This window comes from Muricauda sp. SCSIO 64092 (assembly GCF_023016285.1).
Taxonomy (GTDB): domain Bacteria; phylum Bacteroidota; class Bacteroidia; order Flavobacteriales; family Flavobacteriaceae; genus Croceivirga.
This window is the reverse complement of record NZ_CP095413.1, coordinates 5,023,095-5,040,653: the sequence shown is the minus strand read 5'-3', so window position 1 is coordinate 5,040,653 and position 17,559 is coordinate 5,023,095. Positions and strand designations below refer to the sequence as shown.

At 45.8% G+C, this 17,559-nt stretch carries 15 protein-coding genes; 11 read left to right on the top strand and 4 right to left on the bottom strand.

Annotated features, from left to right (window positions below; all coding sequences use genetic code 11):
* Positions 1-23: 23 nt before the first annotated feature.
* Positions 24-1,118, bottom strand: a complete 1,095-nt coding sequence (gene ychF, locus L0P88_RS20900) for a redox-regulated ATPase YchF (protein WP_247131821.1) — start codon at positions 1,116-1,118, stop codon at positions 24-26.
* A gap of 174 nt (positions 1,119-1,292) precedes the next feature.
* A complete protein-coding gene (locus tag L0P88_RS24015; RefSeq protein ID WP_281499697.1) occupies positions 1,293-1,421 on the bottom strand; it encodes a hypothetical protein in 129 nt (42 codons plus the stop codon).
* A 66-nt stretch (positions 1,422-1,487) separates the two neighbouring features.
* Here L0P88_RS24015 and L0P88_RS20895 point away from each other — a divergent pair, with 66 nt between their 5' ends.
* On the top strand, positions 1,488-1,697 hold the full coding sequence (locus L0P88_RS20895; protein ID WP_247131820.1) for a hypothetical protein: 210 nt from the start codon (positions 1,488-1,490) through the stop codon (positions 1,695-1,697).
* 50 nt (positions 1,698-1,747) lie between these two features.
* Here L0P88_RS20895 and L0P88_RS20890 read toward each other — a convergent pair whose 3' ends face one another.
* On the bottom strand, positions 1,748-2,017 hold the full coding sequence (locus tag L0P88_RS20890) for a hypothetical protein (RefSeq protein ID WP_247131819.1): 270 nt from the start codon (positions 2,015-2,017) through the stop codon (positions 1,748-1,750).
* A 91-nt stretch (positions 2,018-2,108) separates the two neighbouring features.
* Between L0P88_RS20890 and L0P88_RS20885 the strand changes: the two genes are divergently transcribed.
* From L0P88_RS20885 to L0P88_RS20875, 3 genes are all read left to right on the top strand, one after another.
* Positions 2,109-7,397, top strand: a complete 5,289-nt coding sequence (locus tag L0P88_RS20885; protein ID WP_247131818.1) for a leucine-rich repeat protein — start codon at positions 2,109-2,111, stop codon at positions 7,395-7,397.
* Between the two features lie 207 nt (positions 7,398-7,604).
* On the top strand, positions 7,605-8,306 hold the full coding sequence (locus L0P88_RS20880) for a hypothetical protein (protein ID WP_247131817.1): 702 nt from the start codon (positions 7,605-7,607) through the stop codon (positions 8,304-8,306).
* A 406-nt stretch (positions 8,307-8,712) separates the two neighbouring features.
* The gene (locus L0P88_RS20875) at positions 8,713-9,243 is read left to right on the top strand and encodes an arginase family protein (RefSeq protein ID WP_281499749.1); all 531 of its coding nucleotides are present in this window, start codon (positions 8,713-8,715) and stop codon (positions 9,241-9,243) included.
* Position 9,244: 1 nt separating this feature from the next.
* On the opposite strand, the gene L0P88_RS20870 is transcribed toward L0P88_RS20875, so the two are convergent.
* On the bottom strand, positions 9,245-9,598 hold the full coding sequence (locus tag L0P88_RS20870) for a 4Fe-4S dicluster domain-containing protein (protein WP_247131816.1): 354 nt from the start codon (positions 9,596-9,598) through the stop codon (positions 9,245-9,247).
* Between the two features lie 70 nt (positions 9,599-9,668).
* On the opposite strand from L0P88_RS20870, the gene L0P88_RS20865 reads away from it, so the two are divergent.
* The 7 genes from L0P88_RS20865 (at position 9,669) to L0P88_RS20835 (ending at position 17,548) form a co-directional block, all read left to right on the top strand.
* Positions 9,669-10,736 (top strand): acyl-CoA reductase, encoded by a 1,068-nt coding sequence (locus L0P88_RS20865; RefSeq protein WP_247131815.1) that lies wholly within the window; start codon positions 9,669-9,671, stop codon positions 10,734-10,736.
* 56 nt (positions 10,737-10,792) lie between these two features.
* Positions 10,793-11,857: a 3-phosphoserine/phosphohydroxythreonine transaminase gene (gene serC, locus L0P88_RS20860; RefSeq protein WP_247131814.1), complete on the top strand. Its 1,065-nt coding sequence runs from the start codon at positions 10,793-10,795 to the stop codon at positions 11,855-11,857.
* Between the two features lie 41 nt (positions 11,858-11,898).
* Complete coding sequence (locus L0P88_RS20855) at positions 11,899-12,243, top strand: four helix bundle protein (protein WP_247131813.1); 345 nt, start codon at positions 11,899-11,901, stop codon at positions 12,241-12,243.
* A gap of 16 nt (positions 12,244-12,259) precedes the next feature.
* Positions 12,260-13,210: a D-2-hydroxyacid dehydrogenase gene (locus L0P88_RS20850; RefSeq protein ID WP_247131812.1), complete on the top strand. Its 951-nt coding sequence runs from the start codon at positions 12,260-12,262 to the stop codon at positions 13,208-13,210.
* A 69-nt stretch (positions 13,211-13,279) separates the two neighbouring features.
* Entirely contained in the window at positions 13,280-13,921 is a 642-nt protein-coding gene (locus L0P88_RS20845; RefSeq protein ID WP_247131811.1) for a DUF937 domain-containing protein, read from the top strand.
* A 306-nt stretch (positions 13,922-14,227) separates the two neighbouring features.
* The gene (locus L0P88_RS20840; RefSeq protein WP_247131810.1) at positions 14,228-14,743 is read left to right on the top strand and encodes a DUF6787 family protein; all 516 of its coding nucleotides are present in this window, start codon (positions 14,228-14,230) and stop codon (positions 14,741-14,743) included.
* A gap of 405 nt (positions 14,744-15,148) precedes the next feature.
* The gene (locus L0P88_RS20835; protein ID WP_247131809.1) at positions 15,149-17,548 is read left to right on the top strand and encodes a TonB-dependent receptor domain-containing protein; all 2,400 of its coding nucleotides are present in this window, start codon (positions 15,149-15,151) and stop codon (positions 17,546-17,548) included.
* Positions 17,549-17,559: the final 11 nt, after the last annotated feature.

Sequence of the window (17,559 nt, the reverse complement as noted above, 5' to 3'; positions counted from 1 at the left end):
GAACGAATTACTATGTTCAGGTATTACACGTTGAACCTAAAGTGCATTACATCACCGTCTTGCACCACATATTCTTTTCCTTCCACGCGTATTTTCCCGGCTTCCTTGACTTTGGCCTCACTTCCATAATTCACGTAATCCTCATAGATGATGACCTCGGCCCGAATAAATCCTTTTTCAAAATCGGTATGGATGACGCCCGCCGCTTGGGGTGCCGTAGCCCCCTTTTTAATGGTCCAGGCCCTAACCTCCTTTTCCCCGGCCGTGAAATAGGTTTCCAAACGCAATAGTTTGTACGCCCCTCGAATCAGCTTTGCGGAACCCGGTTCCGAGAGCCCTAAATCTTCCAAAAACAACTGGCGTTCTTCATAATCTTCCAATTCCGCAATATCCGCCTCAGTACCGACGGCCAGAAAAATCACTTCCGCGTTTTCATCCTTTACGGCTTCCTGGACCTGTTTTACATAAGCATTGCCCGTGGTTGCCGCAGCCTCATCCACATTACAGATATACATCACCGGTTTATCCGTGATCAATTGCAATGGTTTTACGAATTCCACATACCCTTCATCCCCAACGGCAATGGCCCTAACGGACTGCCCGGATTCCAGCCCCATTTTAAGGGTGTTTAGAACCTCGGCTTCCTTCTGGGCATCTTTGTTCCCGGTTTTGGCGGCACGCTTTACCTTATCCAGTTTTTTTTCAACGCTCTCCAAATCTTTTAGTTGCAATTCCATATCAATGGTTTCCTTGTCCCGTATGGGGTCCACGGAACCATCCACATGAACCACATTATCATTATCAAAACAGCGTAGCACATGGAGAATGGCATCGGTTTCCCGGATGTTTCCCAAAAACTGGTTTCCCAGACCTTCCCCCTTACTAGCCCCTTTCACCAAACCGGCAATATCAACAATTTCCACAGTAGCAGGGATGACCTGTTGTGGGTTGACCAACGCCTCAAGCTTTTCCAATCGCCTATCGGGAACATTGACCACACCAATATTGGGTTCAATGGTACAAAAAGGGAAATTGGCACTTTGCGCCTTTGCATTGGACAAACAATTGAATAGTGTTGATTTTCCTACATTGGGCAATCCTACAATACCAGCTTTCATACAATTGATTTTAGAGTGTAAGATTTAGGATGTTAGAAGGTTCAAACTGTGGTGGTCGGCGCAATCAAAGTCCAAAATTGGGTCTGATTCCAATAGCCTATCCGTGAAGTTCTTGCTGCTAACGTCCCATATCCTAAAACGGCTGCAAATATAGGGTGAAGTTTTACGGAAAACCTAGAATCCCCGTATCAAATTAAATGCAAAAAGAACAATAATGGTGATGATTCCCAAAATGGCCAATGCCGATAGAAAACAGCCCAGTTTCATCCAAATTCCGGTATATTCGGCTTCTTTTTTTGACATGCACGGCAAGATACCATTTCAGCTTTCACTTAGCAAGGAACTTTAGGATTTTGGTATATTTAGGTCATGTCAAAAATAGTGGTACAAGGAATCCCATACGATGAAAAATCCTCCTTTCTAAAAGGGCCTTCCCTTGCCCCACCATTGATCAGGGAAGCCTACCACTCGCCATCCGCCAACTATTATGCGGAAAATGGAACATTGGTTTCCAGTGCGCTACTTCTTGATAAAGGCGACTTTGGCATTACCGATTATTTTGAAATCGAAGTGATTTAAACTTTTTCAATTTTCTTTTTGGCGAATTTTTTAAGTGCTGTGACCTTGAATCATAAATAGTTGAACCCTTTCCAATTTTCAGTGGTTGTATCGAACCTGTTCAGCAGAGAACGATGGCTGTCCATCCAGGTATTGGTTAGTTCCAGGGCATACCGTTCATCGTAGGGTTCCTGGTCAAAGCATTCGTCCCTTTCATCCGTTAGAAACAAAGATGGGATTTTAGTACAAGACCGACGATAAAAAGTGCCCATATCGGCCAGGACCGATCCAAGGGGATCGCTGGATTCCCATTGTCCCAAAAATGGTATATAACATCCCACATTTAAAAGGGTTCGTCACTAATTTTTGGATGTTTTTCCTTGTATGCGAAATTTCTAGATTTATAATATTCAAAAGTTAAAAAAAGTCATTATGGAAAGACGACTACAATTTATCTTATCCGCCATCCTTATGGCATTGGCGGGCTTTAACGGTCATGGCCAAAGCCAGATTTTTGGTGCTGGGGGCTACTATTATGAAATCACATCTTCAACTTCGACCCCTCCCCAGGTCCAGGTCATAGGCCGTGATGCCGGTTTGGGAACAGAGGTGACCATACCCGTAACGGTCAACCACAACGGCACCGATTACGATGTGACCGCCATTCGCAAGCAGGCTTTTGATAATCAGCAATTGACCAAGGTCACTTTCACCGACACCCCGGGCACGCCGAGCAAGCTCATCAGTATTGGGGAGAGTGCTTTTCATAACAACCAATTGGAAGAGGTGGCCATACCCAACAGTGTGACCAGTATTGGAAATTGGGCTTTTACCGATAACCAATTGGACAGTGTCACTTTCACCGACACCCCGGGCACGCCGAGCAAGCTCATCAGTATTGGGAGTAGTGCTTTTCATAACAACCAATTGGAAGAGGTGGCCATACCCAACAGTGTGACCAGTATTGGGGAGAGTGCTTTTCATAACAACCAATTGGAAGAGGTGGCCATACCCAACAGTGTGACCAGTATTGGGGATTGGGCTTTTGCCGATAACCAATTGGACAGTGTCACTTTCACCGACACCCCGGGCACGCCGAGCAAGCTCATCAGTATTGGGAGTAGTGCTTTTCAAAACAACCAATTGGAAGAGGTGGCCATACCCAACAGTGTGATCAGTATTGGAGGTTGGGCTTTTAGAGACAACCAATTGACCGAGGTGGCCATACCCAACAGTGTGACCAGTATTGGGGAGAGTGCTTTTCAAAACAACCAATTGGAAGAGGTGGCCATGCCCAACAGTGTGACCAGTATTGGAAATTGGGCCTTTGCCGGTAACCAATTGGACAGTGTCACTTTCACCGACACCCCGGGCACGCCGAGCAAGCTCACCAGTATTGGGAGCAGGGCTTTTCAAAACAACCAATTGGAAGAGGTGGCCATACCCAACAGTGTGACCAGTATTGGAAATCGGGCCTTTGCCGATAACCAATTGGACAGTGTCACTTTCACCGACACCCCGGGCACGCCGAGCAAGCTCACCAGTATTGGGAGTAGAGCTTTTCGAAACAACCAATTGGAAGAGGTGACCATACCGGGTAGTGTGACCAGTATTGGGAGTCATGCCTTTGCCTATAACGAATTGACCGAGGTGACGATAGAGGCCGACGATCCACCTGCGCTCGATGCGGATGCCTTTCAACATCCGGGCCGTGGCCAAATAGATCTGATAGTGCCCGCAGGGAGGAGACAGGCCTATTTGGATAACGAGCAGTGGACGGGGTTCAAATCCATCACCATCAAGACCTTTGCCGTTGATGGCATCAGATACGGAATCATTTCTCCGACCGAAGTGGAGGTCTTGGGCTATACCGGCACGGCAACAGAGGTGGCCATCCCGCCAACGGCGCATGATGGCACTAGGACCTTTGACGTTACCGCTATTGGAAACAGCGCTTTCCCGGGAAAGGGGTTGACCGAGGTGACCATACCCGATGGTGTCACCAGTATTGGGGAAGATGCATTTTACAATAACCAATTGACCAGTATTGTCATTCCGGAAAATGTGACCAGTCTAGGGCAACGGGCTTTTGGAACCAACGACTTAACCGAAGTGACCATACCGAATAGTATTACCCATATTACGAAATGGGCCTTTGCCCAAAACCAATTGACCGAGGTAACCATACCGTCCAATGTGGTAAGCATAGGGCACCAGGCCTTTCTTGGACTTGGAAGCACTAACCCAATCGACGTGGTGACGGTGAAGGCCAACGATCCACCGGAGCTCGATCCAACTGCCTTTGCGAATCAAGGCAAAAATCATGAAAACATAGACTTGGTAGTGCCCAGGGGTACCCTGGATGCGTATAAACACCTAACCAATGGGTGGACAGACTTCAAATCCATTACGGAAATTGCAGCGGTCGAGAATACGTTCACTGTCGATGATATCATATACCAAATTACTACTCTAAATCTTACTAATGAGGTAGCGGTGATAGACTATACCGGTAACGTAACAGAGGTGATCATCCCCAAAACGATCAAATATGGCCCTACTGACTATAAGGTGACGGCTATTGGCGATTTTGCTTTTTATATTCAGTATTTAAGTCCACAAACCAGAGGGCCAGTGACCAAGGTTACTTTCGACCTGCCAAGCAATGTTACCAGCATTGGGGAAGATGCATTTTACAATAACCAATTGACCAGTATTGTCATTCCGGAAAGTGTGACCAGTCTAGGGCAACGGGCTTTTGGAATCAACGATTTAACCGAAGTGACCATACCGAATAGTATTGCCCATATTACGAAATGGGCCTTTGCCCAAAACAAATTAACTGAGGTGACTATACCGGCCAGTGTGAATAGTATAGGCGATCAAGCCTTTTATGGAAACCGAAGCCTTGACTTGGTAATGCTAGAGGCCGACAATCCACCGGGGGTGCATGAAAGCGCATTTTCTTTAACACCTTATAATAAAGCCTTGGTGATACCCTTTGGTGCCAGAGCTGCTTATGAAGAGCCCGCCAATGGCTGGACCAGTTTCAAGTTCATTACCCATGGTGTCTTTACCGATAGTGATATCAGATACGGAATTATCTCTCCCACTGAAGTAGAGGTCATAGCCCATACCGGTTCAGCATTAGAAGTGGAAATTCCCAAAACGGTCAATGACAATAGCGAAACCTATACGGTGACCGCTATTGGTTACCAAGTTTTTATGGACAAAGGATTGACCAGGGTGACCATACCCGATGGTGTGACCAGTATCGGAGTGAAGGCTTTTTTACGTTGCCAATTGACCCAGGTGACCATTCCAAACACTGTGACCAGCATTGGACGAGATGCCTTTCAAGCAAATAAATTGACCGAGGTTACTTTCAGTACGTCAAGCGATCTCACCAGTCTCGAAGAGGGTGTTTTCAAGAACAACAAATTGACCAGGGTGACCATACCCGATGGGGTGACCAGTATCGGGAACAGTGCTTTTTCACAAAACGAATTGATCAAGATGACCATACCGGCCAGTGTAAATAGTATTGATGTTTGGGCTTTTGATGGTAGCTCAAATATTCATACAATTTTTGTAAAGGCGAACGATCCTCCATCGCTGGCTGCAAATGCTTTAGAAGGAGACCGTTCTCAAACAGATTTGATAGTGCCCCCAGGGAGGAGACAAGCTTATTTGGACGACGAGCAGTGGACGGGATTCAGATCCATCACCATCAAGACCTTTACCGTTGATGGCATCATATACGGAATCATTTCTTCGACCGAAGTCAAGGTCGTGGCCTATATCGGTACGGCAACAGAGGTGACCATCCCCCCAACGGCGGATGATGGCATTAGAACCTTTAACGTTACCGCTATTGGAAATAGGGCTTTCCTGGGGAAGGGATTGACGAGTGTGACCATGCCCGACGGTTTGACCAGTATTGAGCACAGTGCTTTTCAGGATAACCAATTGACCAGTGTAACCATGCCCGACGGTGTCACCGGTATTGGGCACAGTGCTTTTCGGGATAACCAATTGACCAGTATGACCATACCCGATGGTGCTATCAGTATTGGACACAGTGCTTTTCAAAACAACGATCTGTCCAGTGTGATCATTCCCAACAGCGTGACCAGTATTGGGCACAGTACTTTTCATAACAACAAATTGACCCATGTGACCATACCGGATGGCGTGACCAGTATTGGGGACAATACTTTTCAAAACAACAAATTGACCGAGGTGGCCATACCCGATGGCGTGACCCGTATTGGGCACAGTGCTTTTCATAACAACCGGTTATCCCATGTGGTCATACCCGATGGTGTCACCGATATCGGGGACAATACTTTTCAAAACAACGATCTGTCCAGTGTGATCATTCCCAACAGCATTGCCAGTGTTGGCCGATGGGCCTTTGGGGATAATCCGTACCTTGGCATGATGACGGTGGAGGCCGACGACCCACCTGCGCTCGATGCGGATGCCTTTGGAGGTTTTTACGATAACGATACCAATCTTCGTGGCCAAATACACCTTATAGTGCCCCCGGGAAGGGTACAGGCCTATTTGGATAATGGGTGGAAGGGCTTCAAATCCATATCGGATGGCAGTGACCTTCCCCTGCCCACCATTGGTGCCCCACAAAGTGTTGGTGATCTTGGGACCTTTACGGTCGACATTACATTTGATGGCGAGGTCACGGGTTTTGACCTAGAGGATATTCAAGTGACCCATGCCACGGTAAGCGCCCTTACGGGCAGTGGACCGATCTATACCGCCACCCTTGAACCCACATCGCTCTGTGATGGTGCCTCCATCACCATAGATGTACCGGCCAATGTATCGGAAAGCAACACTACGGGCTTGCCCAATCAAGCGGCCACGCAGGTCATTGTAGCTGTTGTGGATGCCATTGCCCCGACCATCGCCTGTCCCGCCGATGTGGTGGCCAATGCCGCTGACAATGGTGCCGATGACTGTACCACCACCGTTGCCCTTGGCAGCCCTATTGCCGAGGACAACTGTTCGGTTGCTGCTGTCGTCGCCCAGGTAAACGGTGTTGACATAGACCCCGATAGCTATGCATTCGGCATCGGGACAACCACCGTGACCTGGATGGTGAGCGATGGTAGCGGGAATACCGCTTCCTGTCAGCAGACCGTGACCTTGGAAGAGCCTTTGGACAACCTGGTGGCCATGGCAAAGGATATCACGGTGCAGCTGGATGCCAACGGGCAGGCCACCATTTCGCCCGATATGGTGGACAATGGTTCCAGTTATGGCTGTGGCGGTACCCCGAACTTAAGCCTGGACATCGATACCTTTGACTGTGATGATGTGGGGGCCCCGGTGACGGTCATCCTTACCGCCGCACAGGGCGACAATTCGGACACGGCGACCGTTTTGGTGACCGTTGAAGCGGCCGGGAACTGTGAACTTGGACCCCTTACGGATTTCAACAGGGGGTTTTCCCCCAACGGCGATGGCATTGGGGATACCCTGGTAATCGAGGGCCTTGAACATTATAGGAACAACGTAGTAAAGATATACGACCTGAGTCAGCGCCTGCTGTTCAGTGCCCATTATGGGGGACTCGGCGATGCCTGGGACGGTACCCATGAAGGCGGGACGGTGCCCGTGGGCTCGTACGTATGTGTGATAGACTACAACGAACCGGGGCTGGGCCACGAAACTAAAATGATCTATGTGAATTATTAATGGTTGATGGTTGGTTGGTGGTTGATGGTTGGTTGGTGGTTGAATACTGAGGACTGAATACTGAGGACTGAAAATTTTGCGGAGCGGGGCCCGTTACCCCGTTACTATTCGCACCCCGTCAAAAGGCTTGGCCCTCGGCGCTCAAACCCTGAATTCTGAACTCTGAACTCTGAACTCCTGATTATAAACCATAAAATAAACAAGACGATGTCCAAAGAAAATTTTAAAACGAAATTGACCGAATTGGAAAACCTCCCACAGGAATTGGTAAAAGCACCATCGCAACCGGTGGATGTAACGGTACAGGAAGCCGAGGACCTGTTTATCTGGGCGCAAGAGGACAAAAAAGTACTGATCGGCATAGGATTGGATTGGGACAATTATGTATTGGACCTACCGGTACGTACCGGGGCGTGCCGATACGCGCAGGCCATTTGGAACAAGGAACGTTACGGCCGGGAAGAGGCTGCCAGGGCCTGGAAGGAAGAATCGCCCAAGGCCCATGCGTTCAGGGACGATCTGTTGGCCGATATGCGCTTTGCGTTCAGAAAACGCCCGGATCTATTGGCACGGGTACGTTCGATCGCCGGGGGCGATGGCAATGCGGACATGATCCAGGACCTTATGGATATTGGTGTGCTGGGAAGGGCCAATCCTACCGAGTTCGGGGCCATTGATTACGACCTATCGCGCTTTGATCTTGCCGAACAAAAGTCGGATTGCCTGGCCGAACTATTGGCCAGGGCCAATGGTGCCACACTGGACAACTCCAAAGCCAAGGACATACGTGATCGTGCGTTTACGCACTTAAAAGAAGCGATGGATGAGATTAGGGAAACGGGTAAATATGCCTTTAGGAAGGATCCCGAGCGTTACAAGGGCTATATAAGCCGCTACCGACGTAGGTAGTTCACCAAAACCCTTGTCATCACTGGCCCGCGCACTGGGTTGGGGTCTCCGCGCGGCGCGGACGCCACACCTTGGTGCGGGGGTTTGTTTTTGCCCTGCGCGGAAAGGTCACCACCCTGTGCGGGAGGGGCACCACCCTGTGCGGACGGATTGCCACCCTGTGTGGAAAGGTCACCACCCTGTGCGGAGCAACTGTAGGATGCCGTTGGCTCCTATATATGTGTCATGGACCATAACGAACCGGGACTGGGTCACGAAACAAAAATGATCTATGTGAATTATTGATTGTTCCGCTTCTGTAATGGTCGGTGGTAATAACCGGGAAAAGTAAAAAGGTTTTTCAAAAATCGTAGCTCGGGATTTTGACCAGCGGGAAAAATGGATTTCCATGCTTCCGTAACACTCCATTTACGGAAATGATGGTGGACCGGTTGCCAACCCAAGGGCTTTTCATAAAACATATGGGCAATTTCCCATACTCCATATCGATGCGCATAGCGACCTATATCCGGATTTTGAAGGAGATCCGTACTCCCATGCCTGCCCTTTCTACCATATCATGAAGGAAAACCTTTGTAGCCATCTCACACAGATTGGCATTAGGACATTAAATGGGGAGCAACGAAAAAATGCCTCTGAATTTGGTGTGACCATTGTTGGGATGAACGACTTGGCCACTTTTGAAATACCCAAATACAAAACGTCTATTTACCTCTCTATGGATATGGATGCTTTGGATCCAGCATTTGCCCCCGGTGTTTCCCACCATGAACCTGGTGGGTTATCGACCCGTGAGGTCCTGGAAATTATTCAAAGGATACCTGTGCCCATTTTAGGGGCGGATATTGTGGAATACAACCCCAAAAGGGATAGTAATGGCGTTACCGCCATGGTATGTGCAAAACTGTTCAAGGAAATTGCAACGAAAATGCTATAGCTTATCCCTCCGGGTGCATGAACTTTTGCTTGCCCAAAAGTTCTTCTTCCGTCTCCACCCTGTCCTCATCGGGCACACAGCAATCCACGGGGCATACTGCGGCACATTGGGGTTCTTCGTGAAAGCCCATACATTCGGTACATTTATCGGGAGCGATATAATACACCTCATCGCTTATGGGTTCCTGGACCTCATCCGCATTTACTGCCTTGCCGTCCGGTAATACGACATCCCCTGTCAAGGAAGTTCCATCACTGTAGCGCCATTCATCGGCACCTTCATAAATTGCGGTATTTGGGCACTCTGGCTCGCAGGCCCCACAATTAATACATTCGTCTGTTATAATGATTGCCATACTGATTCCTTTTTCAATGCGTAATTTTACACAAAATTAAGTGCTAAAAACGTAGTCTACAAATATAAACATGGCTTACCCCAAACATTTACAGGCTTTTGTTAAACTGGGCGATTTATTTGCTAAATTTTTCGAAAGTGATACTACCAATTCGGACATATGGGCCAAAAAACTGGAAAATTGCATGTCCGAAGCAACAATCCAAAATGCCTGGTTCACCAAAGAAAACCTCCTATATGTCCTAAAAAGTTGGGGCACACTTCTAAATGAAAAAGATTTATTGGATTGGCAATCCCAATATCCGCAAACCGGAGGGCATACAAAAACCATCGCTGTTGTAATGGCAGGGAACATCCCTTTGGTTGGATTTCACGATTTTTTATGTGTTCTACTGTCCGGAAATCGTGTTTTGGCCAAATTATCTTCCAATGACACTGTTTTATTGCCCTTTATTGGGGAATTCCTGATAGCAAATGATGTTGACTTAAAGGACAAAATTGAATTTACGGAAGGTAAAATGATTGGTTTCGATGCCGTTATTGCCACAGGCAGCAACAATACAGGCCGTTACTTTGCGTATTATTTTGGCCAATATCCCCACATTATCCGTAGGAACCGAAACTCCGTTGCCGTCCTGACCCATGATACCACCGAGACGCAGCTCCAGGGGCTTGGGAATGATGTTTTTAGGTATTTTGGATTGGGATGTCGCAGTGTTTCCAAACTCTTTGTACCCAAGGGATTTCCCCTTGATGCACTTTTTAATGCCCTATTCCCATGGAAAACAGTACTGGAGCACCATAAATATGTCAATAATTATGACTACAATAAAGCGGTGTATTTAATGTCCGATAGTAAAATCCTTGATAATGGGTTCCTCATCCTAAAGGAGGATAGCAACTACGGTTCTCCCATTGCTACTTTGTTTTTTGAATATTACGATGATAAGGAGAACTTGGCAAAAAGACTTGAGGCAGAGGCAGAGGCCATACAATGTATTGTTTCCAAAGGATTTATGGATTCCGAAATTCCTTTTGGACAAACCCAATCCCCAAAATTGTCCGATTATGCAGATGGTATTGATACCATGAAATTCCTATGTCAACTTGAAGATGCGCCAAGGGAATTGAATCCATAAAATTTTCGGACCTTTGCCGAGCAATTTCAAAAGACCTTTTTTCAAAGAAGATTTACATGAAAAAACACAATTTTAGTGCAGGTCCGTGCATTCTGCCAAAAGAAGTAATGCAAAAAGCCTCAGAGGCCGTTGTAGAACTGGATGGAAGTGGGCTATCCTTAATAGAAATTTCCCATAGAAGCAAAGCCTTTGTTGAAATTATGGAGACGGCCCGTTCCCTGGCCCTGGAGCTTTTGGGACTGGAGGGCAAAGGATACCAGGCCTTATTTCTGCAAGGTGGTGCCAGTAGTCAATTTCTGAATGTGGCCTACAATTTACTGGAAAAACGGGCCGGCTATGTAAATACCGGAACCTGGAGCTTGAAGGCCATAAAAGAGGCCAGGCTCTTTGGTGAGGTTATGGAAGTGGCCTCTTCACAGGAGGATAATTTCAACCATATTCCAAAGGGGTATACCATCCCGGGGGACATGGATTACCTCCACCTTACCTCAAACAATACCATTTTTGGTACACAGATCAAGGAATTCCCAAAAACCAATGTTCCCCTGGTCTGTGATATGAGCTCGGATATTTTTTCACGTCAACTGGATTTTTCCAATTTCGACCTGATCTATGCCGGAGCACAAAAAAATATGGGCCCTGCGGGCACTACTTTGGTCGTCGTCAAAGAAGACGCCCTGGGCAAAGTATCCAGAAAAATACCTTCCATGCTGGATTACAAAGTCCATATCAATAAGGATAGCATGTTCAATACCCCACCAGTTTTTGCGGTTTACGTTTCCATGTTGACCCTACAATGGTTAAAGGATTTGGGGGGCATTGCTGCGATTGAGGAAATCAATGACAAAAAAGCGAACCTTATCTATTCGGAAATCGACCTAAACCCGGTATTCTCCGGTTTTGCGGCCAAGGATGACCGTTCCGCAATGAACGCAACCTTTAACATCACCGACGATACCTTAAAGGAAACATTTGACGAGATGTGCAAAGAAGCTGGTATCAATGGTATTAACGGACATCGGTCGGTAGGGGGTTATCGGGCTTCCATGTACAATGCCCTTAGCTTGGAAAGTGTGGGCGCCTTGGTGGATATTATGAGCGAATTGGAACGTAAAGGGTAGTTCTCAATTTGAAATTATAAATTTTAAGTTTTAGGTTATAAATGTCCAATATAGTTGAGGATAAGAGTTATAAATTTTCAATACAGATTATTTCCTTGGTAAAAATACTTAGAGCCCATAAAGAGTTTGTTTTTGCTGATCAACTCTTAAAATCTGCAACTAGTATAGGGGCAAATATCAGTGAGGCCGGAGCAGGGCAATCAAAAAAAGACTTCATCTCTAAAATGGCTATTGCTTCCAAAGAAGCTAGGGAAACTAGATATTGGTTAAGACTAATAGATGAATCTAACCTTATTGAGCATGACTTAACTTCATATCTAAATGAGATTGAAGAGTTGATTAAAATATTAACCAAAATTGTAAAAACCAGTCAACTTAACATTTAAAATTGAAAGTTTAAAAATGAGAATACTTGCAAATGATGGTCTTTCCCAAATAGGGAAAAGCAAATTAGAGGAAGCCGGTTTCGATGTTAGCGAAACCAAAGTGGCACAGGAACAACTTGCAAACTACATCAATCAAAACCAAATAGATGTCCTTTTGGTAAGAAGTGCCACCCAGGTAGATAAAAAGATCATTGAAAACTGTGAAAGTCTAAAGTTGATCGGTCGAGGAGGTGTTGGGCTGGACAATATTGATGTGGATTATGCCAAATCAAAGGGAATACAGGTCATCAATACACCCGCAGCTTCGTCAGAATCCGTTGCGGAACTGGTTATTGGCCATCTTCTCAATGGGGTGCGATTTTTGGCAGATGCAAACCGAAATATGCCGTTGGATGGGGATACCAAGTTCAAGCATCTTAAAAATTTATATCAAAAAGGAATAGAGTTAAAAGGGAAGACCTTGGGTATCATAGGATTTGGACGAATTGGGCAAGCGGTTGCGGAAAGGGCCATTGGAATGGGAATGACCGTGGTTTTCCATGACCACCATCCCGAGGAAAGGGAATTCATCATGGATTTTTTTGATGGCCAAAAAATGACCTTTAAACTTTCGGGAATTCCTATGGAAGAGTTACTGCAACGTTCCGATTTTATTTCCATACATGTGCCACAGACCAATGGGTACGTCATTGGAAAGGAAGAATTGCAAAAGCTGAAGTCGGGAACGGGCATTGTCAATGCGGCCAGGGGAGGCGTCTTGGATGAGATGGCCCTAATGGAGGCCCTGGATTCTGGAAAAGTGGCATTTGCCGGACTGGATGTTTTTGAATCGGAACCCAAGCCCGAAATACGGATTTTGATGCATCCCAAAATATCCCTAAGTCCCCATATTGGAGGCTCCACAGTAGAAGCACAGGATCGCATTGGCCTTGAGTTGGCGGAACAGATCATTTCAATTTTGCAATAAGTCCTTTTTTTAAAGGGTATTTACATCCCGGTTTTGTACATTGAGCATTCATTCTAAACACTAAAAAACATGTCAGGATTATTGGATTTATTGGATAGCCCAATGGGTAAACAACTCATTAGTGGTGTAGCCGGACAAACGGGACAACCGGAAGACAAAACCGCAGGAGTATTGAGTATGGCACTACCCCTATTAATGGGTGCCATGAAAAAGAATACTTCGATCCCCGGAGGGGCCCAGGGTCTCATGAACGCACTTTCTTCAAAGCATGATGGTAGTATTTTGAACAACTTAGGCGGTTTGTTCAGTGGTGGTGTTGACCAAAATGTTATGGATGATGGTGCCGGAATCTTGGGTCATATTTTAGGAAGCAAACAACCACAAGTTGAAAACGCCTTGAGTACCAAGTCCGGATTGGATGCAGGCTCCATATCGCAAATCCTAAGAGTGGCCGCTCCCATCCTTCTAGGATTTTTAGGAAAACAGACAAGGCAACAGAACGTCAGCAGTCCGGATGGACTGAATGGACTTTTAGGTGGCCTAATGGGTGGTGGTAACGCCGCCAATCAACAACAATCCCTTATAGAGACCTTCCTGGATTCCGATGGTGATGGGAGCGTCCTGGATGATCTGGCCGGGATGGTGCTAAACAGTGGTGGACAGAAAAAAGGGGGACTGGGCGGATTGCTCGGTGGTCTTTTTGGGAAGTAAATCGTCCTGGAACTGAAATTAACGGGCCATTTGGGATTTTCCAAATGGCTTTTTTGTGTTTTGAAGTTATTCCTATCGATACCCTTTTGTTTCCCTTTTGAGTTCTGTATGGTTTTGGAATGGAACCAAAGGTTTCCAGAACCCCAATGAATTCCCTGTTACTCGAACTACCTATGGACTATGTAAAACAAATTATGGCTCAGAGGTCAACTATAATTTCGTCCATTTTCAGTAGCATTACCAATCAAAAATTAGGTCCCTTTTTACCTAGAATTTAATCCTTATTTTTACCATCATTTTTTACGGATGGAAAAAATTAGAATTCGGTGGCAGATCACTAAAGATTGGCAGCTTTTATTTCCCTTCCTTGGAGCCTTTTTGGTCTTGCTCACGGCGTACCTCTTTTCCAGACGTTTTTTGCATTTGTTTGGTTTGAACAACACCTTATGGGAATGGCCCATTACCTTATTTCTTGTTGCTGTCTTTTATGGGATCATGGTAAGGTTTTTTCTTTGGTGCTTCAAAAAGCTTGAAAACCGTTGGGTGGTTGACCAGCGTTGGGAGATGATTGCCATCTTTATTGTTTTCGCCATAACCGGTAGTGTTTCTGCAAAATTTGCGGAACCTTTGACCCATTTCATTGGAATAGACAGGGGAACCCACAGTGGATGGATCTATTGGCCCATTCGAATTCTGATCATCCTACCAATATACCAAGTACTATTGGTCCTTTTTGGGTGGCTTTTTGGGCAGTTTCGCTTTTTCTGGGATTTTGAAAAAAAGATGTTAAAACGCATGGGTTTAGGATTCTTTTTTCGTTAAACATTATGAATTCCTTAACATAAGTGGTGTATTCAAAAAAGTTAGCTTTGCAGCTTATGGGAGCATCTAAGCTCATTTATTCGCTGGTTTTTCTCTCCTTATTAGTCTTTAAGGTATCCGGCTTTCATGCCTACTCTCATCACGCGGACCATTTAGAGATAGAATGCTGCGAGCTATGTGAAGATGCCATCACAAATCAGATTGGTGAGTTTTTAACTTCACCACAATTAGAAGTACCCTTCAGCAAAACAACACTGATAGTCGAACTTCCACCCAAGAACTTCGAAACTGCTATTTTTTCCGCACCACTATTCAAGTTTCCATTTTCCAGGCCCCCTCCTACTATCCATACCATTGCCTAGATAGAACCATACCCTGCCCATAAGGGGATTGCAAATTAGTTTCATGAGGATTTTATTGATCAATATGCTGTTTTTCAGCACTCTAACACATATCGTTGCACAAGACTGTGAAGCCCGTTTAACCGGCACGGTAGTGGATTACCATGATAAGACCGTTCTGGAAGGAGCTTCCATCCTGATTATTGGAACACAGACCCGAACCTATAGTACTAAGGACGGTAGTTTTGCTTTTAATGGTATTTGTAACGGTGTCTATGAATTGGAAGTGAACCATCCTGCTTGCGCAACCCTCATTGTTCCAGTGACCATAAACGGCGATACCGTTCTGGAAATTAAATTGGAGCATCATTTGGAAGAACTGGAAGAAGTAAACGTTGTGGGTGATGTCATACGTCAAAAGACCAATTCCGCGCTGGAGGAATCGTTGAAATTGGAAACTTTGGAAATCTACAGTGCAGCCAGTTTGGGTGATGCCCTTCAAGAACTTACCGGTATTTCGTCTTTAAATACCGGGGCAAACATAGTAAAGCCCATTATCCATGGACTCAATGGCAGCAGGGTTTTGATCATGAATGATGGTGTCCGCATGCAGGATATGGAATGGGGCGATGAACATGCGCCCAATATCGATATCAATTCGGCAGGGACCATATCCGTAATCAAGGGGGCATCCGCACTTCAGTACGGTGGTGATGCCATTGGTGGGGTTATAGTTATGGAACAGGCCCGTGTTCCCAAAAAGGATACCCTCTATGGAAAAACACTGCTTAACGGAATTAGCAATGGTAGGGGTGGCAGCATTTCCTCTGAACTCATCCGCGCTTTTGAAGGAGGTTTTTTTATCCGGGGCCAAGGGTCATACAAACGCTTGGGAGATCGCGAAGCACCAGATTATATCCTTTCCAATACGGGGGTTCGGGAAATTGGAACGTCCTTAAAGTTCGGGAAACATCAATTCATTTGGGGTTGGGACGTTAGGTACTCCTATTATAATGCCGAGATTGGCATTTTACGCGCATCCCATATTGGCAATAACGACGATTTGATCAGGGCAATAAACAGTGGTGAACCCCTGTTCATAAGACCTTTTACCTACGATCTGTTAAACCCCAAGCAAGATGTGACCCACCATCTGGGAAAGTTCAAATTCTATCATCGATTTGAAGGGCTCGGCAGACTGAACTTTCAATACGACTTTCAAAGTAACCGAAGGTTTGAGTTTGATATCCGAAGGGGAGATCGCGACGATAGGGCCTCATTGGATCTGGAATTGACCACCCATACCCTGACTTCCGATTTTAAATGGGATGCCAAGGAAAATGCGGAACTCCATTTTGGTTTAATGGGGAGATATCAAGAAAATTTTGCCAATCCCGATACCGGTGTGCGACGGTTGATTCCGGATTATGATAAATATGATTTTGGGACTTTTATCACGGGCGAATACCGCTTTGATAATTCTTTGCACCTAGAGGCCGGTATTCGTTACGATTTCAATAGAATTGATGCCCAAAAGTTCTACCTGACCTCCCGATGGGAAGAGCGGGGTTATGACAATGACTTTCAAGACCTGATCGTAGAGAACAGGGGAACGCAGTTATTGGTAAATCCTGTTTTCGACTACCATAATATCTCTTCCACCTTGGGTGCGAAGTTCATTCTAAAAGATGAATACCTTATACGAGTGAACTATGCCCTGGCACAACGCGCACCCAATCCGGCAGAACTGTTCAGTGATGGCCTGCATCATTCCGCTGCTAGAATTGAGCTTGGTGACTTGCGTATTGGCAACGAAACATCACATAAAATAACCGCCTCCTTGGAACGCGATTTTGCCCATTGGGGTTTTGCAATAGAACCCTACGCCAATTGGGTAAAAGACTTTATTCTATTGGAACCCACAGGAGTGGAGTTGTCAATCCGTGGTGCCTTCCCTGTTTGGGAATACAGACAGACCGATGCGCGTTTATTGGGCGTTGATTTTTCGGCCTATGCCAACTGGACCAGCCATTGGACAAGTGGGCACAAGTTCTCCCTGGTCAAAGGAAACGATGTTGAAAATGATATTGCACTGATCAATATTCCAGCTGCAAATTTGAGGAACAGCATCACTTTTTCGAAAGCGGAATGGAACAATTTTGAACTGACCCTGGAGAGCCAATACGTGTTTCGGCAGAACGAGTTTCCCGATAATATCACGGTTTTTTCCCCGGAACAACAGCAAGATGTGCTTTTGGAAATCAATACCCCTCCAGAAGCCTACCATCTTTTGGGGTTGCAATCCAAAGTTGGTTTCCAATTGGGAAAGACGACCAAATTAACAACCTCACTAAGAATAAACAATATAATGGATACGTCATTCAGGGACTATCTAAGCCGTCAACGCTTTTTTGCGGATGATTTGGGCAGAAATATCATTTTACAAGTAAAACTCAATTATTAATCTTAATCTTT

Coding starts and splice junctions, on each gene's coding strand:
- ychF (WP_247131821.1), bottom strand. CDS start 1,118: ATGAAAGCTGGTATTGTAGGATTGCCCAATGTAGGAAAATCAACACTA.
- L0P88_RS24015 (WP_281499697.1), bottom strand. CDS start 1,421: ATGTCAAAAAAAGAAGCCGAATATACCGGAATTTGGATGAAACTGGGC.
- L0P88_RS20895 (WP_247131820.1), top strand. CDS start 1,488: ATGTCAAAAATAGTGGTACAAGGAATCCCATACGATGAAAAATCCTCC.
- L0P88_RS20885 (WP_247131818.1), top strand. CDS start 2,109: ATGGAAAGACGACTACAATTTATCTTATCCGCCATCCTTATGGCATTG.
- L0P88_RS20880 (WP_247131817.1), top strand. CDS start 7,605: ATGTCCAAAGAAAATTTTAAAACGAAATTGACCGAATTGGAAAACCTC.
- L0P88_RS20870 (WP_247131816.1), bottom strand. CDS start 9,598: ATGGCAATCATTATAACAGACGAATGTATTAATTGTGGGGCCTGCGAG.
- L0P88_RS20865 (WP_247131815.1), top strand. CDS start 9,669: ATGGCTTACCCCAAACATTTACAGGCTTTTGTTAAACTGGGCGATTTA.
- serC (WP_247131814.1), top strand. CDS start 10,793: ATGAAAAAACACAATTTTAGTGCAGGTCCGTGCATTCTGCCAAAAGAA.
- L0P88_RS20855 (WP_247131813.1), top strand. CDS start 11,899: ATGTCCAATATAGTTGAGGATAAGAGTTATAAATTTTCAATACAGATT.
- L0P88_RS20850 (WP_247131812.1), top strand. CDS start 12,260: ATGAGAATACTTGCAAATGATGGTCTTTCCCAAATAGGGAAAAGCAAA.
- L0P88_RS20845 (WP_247131811.1), top strand. CDS start 13,280: ATGTCAGGATTATTGGATTTATTGGATAGCCCAATGGGTAAACAACTC.
- L0P88_RS20840 (WP_247131810.1), top strand. CDS start 14,228: ATGGAAAAAATTAGAATTCGGTGGCAGATCACTAAAGATTGGCAGCTT.
- L0P88_RS20835 (WP_247131809.1), top strand. CDS start 15,149: ATGAGGATTTTATTGATCAATATGCTGTTTTTCAGCACTCTAACACAT.